At 66.2% G+C, this 8,363-nt stretch carries 6 protein-coding genes; all 6 read left to right on the top strand.

The annotated features are described in order from the left end of the window. Positions 1-175: 175 nt before the first annotated feature. The 6 genes from C2U70_RS32005 (at position 176) to murG (ending at position 8,317) form a co-directional block, all read left to right on the top strand. The gene (locus C2U70_RS32005) at positions 176-1,639 is read left to right on the top strand and encodes a UDP-N-acetylmuramoyl-L-alanyl-D-glutamate--2,6-diaminopimelate ligase (protein WP_140982622.1); all 1,464 of its coding nucleotides are present in this window, start codon (positions 176-178) and stop codon (positions 1,637-1,639) included. Further along, the gene (locus tag C2U70_RS32000) at positions 1,636-3,015 is read left to right on the top strand and encodes a UDP-N-acetylmuramoyl-tripeptide--D-alanyl-D-alanine ligase (protein WP_140982620.1); all 1,380 of its coding nucleotides are present in this window, start codon (positions 1,636-1,638) and stop codon (positions 3,013-3,015) included. The genes C2U70_RS32005 and C2U70_RS32000 overlap by 4 nt, the downstream gene beginning before the upstream one ends. Before the next feature lie 151 nt (positions 3,016-3,166). After that, entirely contained in the window at positions 3,167-4,270 is a 1,104-nt protein-coding gene (gene mraY / locus C2U70_RS31995; protein ID WP_140982618.1) for a phospho-N-acetylmuramoyl-pentapeptide-transferase, read from the top strand. A gap of 7 nt (positions 4,271-4,277) precedes the next feature. Beyond that, a complete protein-coding gene (murD, locus tag C2U70_RS31990; RefSeq protein ID WP_140982616.1) occupies positions 4,278-5,678 on the top strand; it encodes a UDP-N-acetylmuramoyl-L-alanine--D-glutamate ligase in 1,401 nt (466 codons plus the stop codon). Positions 5,679-5,879: 201 nt separating this feature from the next. After that, the gene (gene ftsW, locus C2U70_RS31985; RefSeq protein WP_140982624.1) at positions 5,880-7,031 is read left to right on the top strand and encodes a putative lipid II flippase FtsW; all 1,152 of its coding nucleotides are present in this window, start codon (positions 5,880-5,882) and stop codon (positions 7,029-7,031) included. A gap of 185 nt (positions 7,032-7,216) precedes the next feature. Beyond that, a complete protein-coding gene (gene murG / locus C2U70_RS31980; RefSeq protein WP_140982614.1) occupies positions 7,217-8,317 on the top strand; it encodes an undecaprenyldiphospho-muramoylpentapeptide beta-N-acetylglucosaminyltransferase in 1,101 nt (366 codons plus the stop codon). Positions 8,318-8,363 lie beyond the last annotated feature (46 nt).

Here is an 8,363-nt window from a genome sequence, read left to right as displayed (position 1 = left end):
CGGCGGCAAGGTGATCGCCCGGATTGCGCCGCTGCTGGGCATCGAGCCCCGCTTCAATCTGCCGCCGTCCGACCGCCTTATTCTTGCGACATCCAGGACAACCCAGTAAGCCGTATTGGTGCTGCCTGAGTCGGTTTTCACTGGATTTCCGGCTCGGCGTCTGGACTGGAAGACCATGAAACTGCGCGACCTGCTTTCGGGCAATGATGCCGCCATCGAGCCTGCCGCCGCCGCGCTCGATGTGACCGGCCTTGCGCTCGACAGCCGCGTGGTCAAGCCGGGCGATCTCTTCTTTGCACTAGCAGGCAGCAAGACCGACGGCGCGCGCTTCATCGAGGCTGCGATCAGCGCCGGCGCCGTCGCCGTGGTGGGCGATCATCCGCCGCAGGGCGGCTGCAAGGTGCCGTTCGTCGCGGTTGCCAATCCGCGCCGTGCGCTGGCGCTGGCCGCGGCAAAATTCTTCCCGAAACAGCCCGCGACCATTGCGGCCGTGACCGGCACCAGCGGCAAGACCTCGGTCGCTGCATTCACGCGTCAGATCTGGGAGCGGCTGGGGCATGTCTCCGCGAGCATCGGCACCATCGGCCTCGTGTCGCCGAAACGCACCGTTTACGGCTCGCTGACCACGCCGGATCCGATCGCGCTGCACCGGCAGATCGACGAGATCGCGCGCGACGGCGTCACGCATCTCGCCTTCGAAGCATCCTCGCACGGGCTCGACCAGTATCGCCTCGACGGCGTCCGCGTCTCCGCCGGCGGCTTCACCAACCTCACGCGCGATCACATGGACTATCATCCGACCGTCGCGCATTACCTCGCGGCCAAGCTGCGGCTGTTTCGCGATCTGATCCCGCCAGGCGGCGCCGCCGTGATCTCAGCCGATCATGATTGCTCTGATGACGCGATCGAGGCGGCGCGCGCAAAGGGTCTTCGCGTAATGTCGGTTGGCCGCAAGGGCGACGGCGCGGGCGAGGGCATTCGCCTTGTGAATGCCGAAATCGACGGCTTTTCACAGAAGCTTGATGTTGAGCATCGCGGCAAGCGCTATGCGATCCGCTTGCCATTGGTCGGTGAATTCCAGATCGAGAACGCGCTGGTGTCGGCCGGCCTCGCGATCGGCACCGGCAGCGATCCGGCAAATGTGTTTGCGAGCCTCGAACATCTCGAAGGCGCCAAGGGCCGGCTCGAGCTCGTCGGCGAGCGCAACGGTGCGCCGATCTTCGTCGATTACGCGCACAAGCCGGATGCGTTGGTCAAAGCGCTTCAGGCGCTTCGACCCTACGCCAAGCGAAAACTGATCGTCGTGTTCGGCGCCGGCGGCGATCGCGACGCCGGCAAGCGCCCGATCATGGGCGCGATCGCGGCCGAGAATGCCGACGGCGTCATCATCACCGACGACAATCCGCGCAGCGAGAAGCCGGAAGCCATTCGCGCGGCGATCCTTAGCGAAGCCAAGGGCGCAAAAGAAATCGGCGACCGCGCCGAAGCGATCCGCGCCGCGATCGACGATCTCCAGCCGGGCGATGCGCTGTTGATCGCCGGCAAGGGCCACGAGAGCGGGCAGATCGTCGGCGACCGCGTGCTGCCCTTCAGCGATCACGAGGCGGTTGCCGCCGCACTAACGACGAGGGGTGCATGAGCGGGCCATTATGGACGGTTGCCGAAGTCGCGCGTGCGCTCGGGCTGACCGGATCGTTCCCGAATACGCCAATCGATTTCGTCACGCAGGACAGCCGCCTGGTGAAGCCCGGCAGCCTGTTCGTCGCGCTCAGCGGCACGCCGAGCGGCGGCTTCATCTCCAGTTTTGCCAGTGCGCGCGATGGTTGGGAGTTCGCCGACAAGGCGCAGGCCGCCGGTGCCGTCGCGATCATCGTGCCGCACGAGATCGCTGGCATCAGCATTCCGCAACTGATCGTCAAGGACACGCTGATCGACGGCCTCTGGGCCCTCGCGCACGCCGCCCGTGCGCGCTTCAAGGGACCGGTGATCGGCCTCACCGGCAGTGCCGGCAAGACCAGCACCAAGGAATTTCTCGCGGCCTATCCGCACGCCTATGCGAGCCCGTCGAGCTTCAACAATTTTTGGGGCGTGCCGCTGACGCTGGTCAATGCAAAGCCGGATGCCAGCCTCTGGGTCGTCGAGATGGGCATGAACCAGACTGACGAGATCGCGCGGCTGAGCGAGCTGACGAAGCCGACGGTTGCGCTGGTCGTCAATGTGCAACCCGTGCATCTGGAGAAGCTCGGCTCGCTCGAAGCGATCAGGCGCGAGAAGATATCGATCGCGCAGGGCCTGCCGGAGGACGGCGTGCTGGTGGTCCCTGCCGGGCTCAAGGCGTCCGAATGGAAAGGCAAGGTGGTGCGCTTCGGCGAGCATGCCGAGGTGCACGAGGTCACGCACGCGCCGCATGGCGAGAGCTGGCAGGTCGTCGTCGAGATCGGCAAGAAGGAGATCGCGTTCAGCCTGACACCGGGCGCGCCGCATCGGGTACAGAATGCGCTGGCCGCGCTCGCCGCGATCCGCGCCGCGCATCTCGATGCCGCCACGCTTGCGATCAAGCTCGACCGCGTCGGCATCATGACCGGCCGCGGCGTCGAGCAGACCGTCGGCGGCGTCACCGTGATCGACGACAGCTTCAACGGCAATCCGGCCTCCATGGCGGCGGCGCTTGAGAGCCTGAAGGCGCGCCCGGTGACCGGTGGCCGCCGCATCGCGGTGCTCGGCGACATGCTCGAGCTCGGCAGCGATGCGCCGGCCTATCACAAGGATCTCGCCAGATATCTGGCCGGGATCGACGGCGTCTACTGCGTCGGGCCCCTCATGAAGCACCTTCATGAGCTGTTGCCGGCCGGCCAAAACCTCGGCTGGCATGACGATCCTGCGACACTCAAGGCCGAGGCCGTCGCGGGGCTGCTGAAGGCAGGCGACGTCGTGGTTGTCAAGGGCAGCAAGAAGATGTTCTGGGTCAACAAGTTTGTGCCGGCCCTAGTGGCCGCCTTGCAGGCAAAGGCGTAAACTGGCGTGGCAAGCCGTCGCCGCCTTCCCGCCACATCAGTTGCGACGTATCAGGTTCATGGGGTCGCCAGACCGCCAGATGACAATTGAACGATGCGCCGTGAGGCGTTTCCGAAGAGGCCGCGCGCAAATGCGGTATGGGACTGTCTGAATGTTCTACTGGTTGATCGAGCTCTCCAACACGGTTCCTGGCTTTGGTGCGTTTCGCACCCTCCTGAACGTCTTCCGCTACATCACATTCCGCACCGGCGGCGCCGTGGTCACCGGTGCGCTGTTCGTGTTTTTGTTCGGGCCCTGGATCATCGATCATTTGCGCATCCGCCAGGGCAAGGGCCAGCCGATCCGCACCGACGGCCCGCAATCGCATTTGGCCAAGCGGGGCACGCCCACCATGGGCGGGCTGATGATCCTGTCGGGTCTGACCGTCGGCACCGTGCTGTGGTGCAATCCGCTCAACCCCTATGTCTGGATCGTTCTCGCTGTCACCCTCGGTTTCGGCTTCGTCGGCTTCTATGACGATTACCTCAAGGTGACCAAGCAGACCTCCAGCGGCTTTGGCGGCAAGCTCCGCCTCGGCATCGAGGCCATCATCGCGCTGGTAGCCTGCTACGCGCTGGTGCGGCTGAACCGCGATCCCGCGTCCACCGCGCTGACGATTCCCTTCCTGAAAGACACCGTGCTGCATTTCGGCTGGTTCTTCGTGGTGTTCGGCGCCTTCGTCATCGTCGGCGCCGGCAATGCGGTGAACCTCACCGACGGTCTCGACGGCCTCGCCATCGTGCCGGTGATGATCGCGACCGCGAGCTTTGCGATGATCGCCTATCTCGCCGGCAACGCCGTGTTCGCCGATTACCTCCAGATCAAATATGTCGCCGGCACCGGCGAGCTCGCGGTGTTATGCGGCGCGCTCTTGGGCGCGGGGCTCGGCTTCCTCTGGTTCAACGCGCCGCCGGCCTCGATCTTCATGGGCGACACCGGCTCGCTCGCGCTCGGCGGCATGCTCGGTGCGATCGCGGTCGCGGTGAAGCACGAGATCGTGCTCGCGGTCATCGGCGGTCTGTTCGTGCTGGAAGCCGTCTCGGTGATCGTGCAGGTCGTCTCGTTCAAGCTCACCGGCAAGCGCATCTTCAAGATGGCGCCGATCCATCACCACTTCGAGCAGCTGGGCTGGACCGAGCCGCAGATCGTGATCCGTTTCTGGATCATCTCGGTGATGCTGGCGCTCGCCGGCCTCTCCACGCTGAAGCTGCGGTGATCAACCGATGATCCCAGTCACGTCCTTCGCGGGCAAGACCGTCGCCGTCTTCGGCCTCGGCGGCTCCGGCCTTGCGTCCTGCCACGCGCTGAAGGCGGGCGGCGCCGAAGTGATCGCTGGCGATGACAGTGCCGACAATGTCGCAAAGGCCGCGCAGGCGGGCTTCATCACCGCCGACCTGCGGAGCGTGTCGTGGACGAATTTTTCAGCGCTCGTGCTCGCGCCCGGCGTGCCGCTCACCCATCCGGCGCCGCATTGGAGCGTGTTGAAGGCGCGTGAGGCCGGCGTCGAGGTGATCGGCGACATCGAGCTGTTCTGCCGCGAGCGGCGGCGGCATGCGCCGGACGCGCCGTTCGTCGCCATCACAGGCACCAACGGCAAGTCGACCACGACGGCGCTGATCGCGCACCTGACGAAAGTGGCCGGCTACGACACCCAGATGGGCGGCAATATCGGCACCGCGATCCTGTCGCTGGAGCCGCCGCGCATGGGCCGCGTCCATGTCATCGAGATGTCGTCCTACCAGATCGACCTCACGCCCTCGCTCGATCCCTCCGTCGGCATTTTGCTCAATGTCAGCGAGGACCACATCGATCGCCACGGCACCCTTGCGCATTATGCCGCGGTGAAGGAACGTCTCGTCGCCAGTGTGCAGGCGCAGGGCACCGCGATCGTCGGCGTCGACGACGGCTTTTGCCGCGACATCGCCGACCGGCTCGATCGCGGCGGCAAGAACGTGGTGCGCATCTCCGTGAAGAATCCGCTCGCCAGCGGCATCTATGTCGAGCACGGCACCATCGTGCGCGCGGCTGGTGGTGCCAAGAGCGAAGTCGCAAAACTCGGCGGCATCGGTTCGCTGCGCGGCCTGCACAATGCGCAGAACGCGGCCTGCGCCGCGGCCGCCGCACTCGCGATGGGCATCAGCCTCGATGTGTTGCAGAACGGCCTGCGCAGCTTCCCCGGCCTGGCGCATCGCATGGAGCAGGTCGGCCGCCGCGACAACGTGCTGTTCGTCAACGATTCCAAAGGCACCAATGCGGATGCCGCAGCCCACGCGCTGTCGTCCTTTGCCGACATCTTCTGGATCGCCGGCGGCAAGCCGAAGATGGGCGGCATCACCAGCCTGACCTCCTTCTTCCCGCGCATCCGAAAGGCCTATCTGATCGGCGAGGCGGCGCAGGAGTTTGCGGCGACCTTGGGCACGCAAGTGCCGCACGAGATCAGCCAGACGCTCGACGTTGCCGTCGCGAACGCTGCGCGCGATGCGGAGGCGTCGGGATTGCAGGACGCAGTCGTGCTGCTCTCGCCGGCCTGCGCCTCGTTCGACCAGTACCGCAATTTCGAAATCCGCGGCGCGAAGTTTCGCGACCTCGTCCAGGCGCTGCCGGGCGTGAAGCCGGTGGTGTGATGCTCTCGTGTCCCGGACGCGCGTAGCGCGAGCCGGGACCCAGGAGGCCACAATAGGCCCCGGCTCAGCAGCGCACCGCTGAAGAAGCGCTGCGCTGCGTCCGCGGCACGAGACTCTTCACAAGTTGATCGACCCCATTAACCTCCCGGTAACCAACCTCGGCGACCAATGGACGGACCTCTGTCCGAAGGCCGCACCACCATGCTCTCCCGCGAAGAACGCACACCTTTTTCCGAGTGGTGGTGGACCGTCGACAAGCTGCTGCTCGGCGCGATCATGGCGCTGATGCTGTGCGGGGTGATCCTGTCGCTGGCGGCGAGCCCGCCGGTCGCGACCCGGATCGGGCTCGATCCGTTCCACTTCTTCAGCCGGCACGTGATGTTCCTGTTGCCGTCCTTCATGGTGCTGATCGGCGTCTCCTTCCTGTCGCCGCGCGCCATCAGGCGAAGCGCGCTGATCATTTTTGCGGTCAGCATCGTCCTCATCGTGCTGACGCTGGCGATCGGCCCCGAGGTGAAGGGCTCGCGGCGCTGGATCACGCTGCTCGGTGTCAACATCCAGGCCTCCGAGGCCGCAAAGCCGTCCTTCGTCGTCATCGCGGCCTGGCTGTTTGCGGAATCCACCAAGCGGCCGGAGATGCCAGCGACTTCAATGGCGATGGTGCTGCTGCTGATGCTGGTGTCGCTCCTGGTGATGGAGCCCGACTTCGGCCAGACCATGCTGATCCTGATGGTGTGGGGCGCGCTGTTCTTCATCGCGGGCATGCGCATGATCTGGGTGGCGGGCCTCGCGGGTGCCGCGGCAGCCGGCCTGTTCAGCGCCTATCTTTTCGTCCCGCACGTCGCGGGCCGCATCAAGCGCTTCATGAACCCGGCCTCGGGCGACACCTTTCAGGTCGATACCGCGATGGAGGCCTTCTACAACGGCGGCTGGCTTGGGCTCGGGCCGGGCGAGGGCATCGCCAAGCGCAGCCTGCCGGACAGCCACACCGACTTCGTGTTCGCAGTCGCCGCCGAAGAGTTCGGCATCGTGCTGTGCCTCGCCATGCTCGGCCTGTTTGCCTTCGTGGTGATCCGCACGTTGTCGCGCGCTTATGCCAACGAAGACATGTTCTCGCGCTTTGCGGCGTCCGGCCTTGCGATCCTGTTCGGCGTCCAGGCCGCGATCAACATGTCGGTCAACCTCCAGCTCATTCCGGCCAAGGGCATGACGCTGCCCTTCATCTCCTATGGCGGCTCCTCCATCGTGTCGCTCGCCTATGGCGTCGGCATGATGCTGGCGCTGACGCGGCTGCGCCCGCGCACCGAGATCGAGGCGAACGGCCACGCCGACGCGATGCGGAGTTACGCGTAATCGTTGCTCTCGTGTCCCGGACAAGCGTAAGCGCAGATCCGGGACCCAGAATGTCGCGCCAATGGGCCCCGGTTCAGCAGCGCATCACGCCGAAGGGCGGCGCGCTGCGCTGCGCCCGGGGCACGAGCCCTAGGTAGGCTGCTGCGCTCGCAATGACAGGAATTACCCTGTAAAACTGCCCCGCCATGAATACATCCCCCTTGATTCTGCTCGCCGCGGGCGGCACCGGCGGCCATCTGTTTCCGGCCGAGGCGCTCGGCGTCGAATTGATCCGCCGCGGCTTTCGCGTGCGGCTGGTCACCGACGAGCGTGCGCTGAGATACAGCGGTCTCTTCACCAAGGACATGATCGACGTCGTCGCGAGCGAGACCGCGCGCGGCCGCAATCCGCTGCAGCTTGCGCACGCCGCGCTGACGCTGGCCACCGGCACATTGTCCGCCTTCAACCTGATGCGCCGCCTGAAGCCGGCCGCGGTGATCGGCTTCGGCGGCTATCCGACCTTGCCGCCGCTGATCGCGGCGCGGCTCGCCGGCCTGCCCGGCATCATCCATGACGCCAACGCCGTGCTCGGCCGCGCCAACCGCTTCCTGTCGCGCCATGTCCGCGCCATCGCAACCTCCTTGCCCGGCGTGCTCGATCGCGATCCCGCGCTGGCGTCGAAGACCACGACGGTCGGCACGCCGATGCGTCCCGCGATCCTCGCGGCGGCCGCGGTGACATATTCCGCACCCGCAACCAATGAGCCGTTCCGGCTCCTCGTCGTCGGCGGCAGCCAGGGCGCGCGCATCATGGCTGACATCGTGCCCGGCGCGATCGAGCGGCTCGAGCCCGTGCTGTGGAGCCGGCTGGTTCTCACCCAGCAGGTCCGCGAAGAGGACATGAATCGCGTTCGCGCCGTCTACGACAGACTGAAGATCAAGGCCGAGCTCGCGCCGTTCTTCACCGATCTGCCGGCGCGTCTGGCCGCGAACCATCTCGTGGTGTCGCGCGCGGGCGCTGGCACGGTCGCCGAGCTCGCCGCCATCGGCCGGCCCTCGATCCTGGTGCCGCTGCCGGGCGCCATCGACCAGGACCAGTTCGCCAATGCCGGCGTGCTGTCCCAGGTCGGCGGCGCGCTGCGGATTCCGCAGACCGAGTTCACCTCCGACCGGCTGGCTGCCGAGATCTCCACCTTCGCCGCCGAGCCGGCGCGCCTCGCCGCGATGGCGGAAGCTGCCCGCGGCGCCGGCCGGCTCGATGCCGCCGAGCGGCTGGCCGATCTGGTGGTCAAAGTCGCGGGAATCTGACGCGGAACGCGGAATTTCCATAGTTTTACCGTCATGGCCGGGCTTG

The organism is Bradyrhizobium guangdongense (assembly GCF_006483445.1).
GTDB classification, from domain to species: domain Bacteria; phylum Pseudomonadota; class Alphaproteobacteria; order Rhizobiales; family Xanthobacteraceae; genus Bradyrhizobium; species Bradyrhizobium guangdongense_A.
Note: the sequence above shows the minus strand (reverse complement) of the source record. Positions and strands in the feature narration are given on the sequence as shown.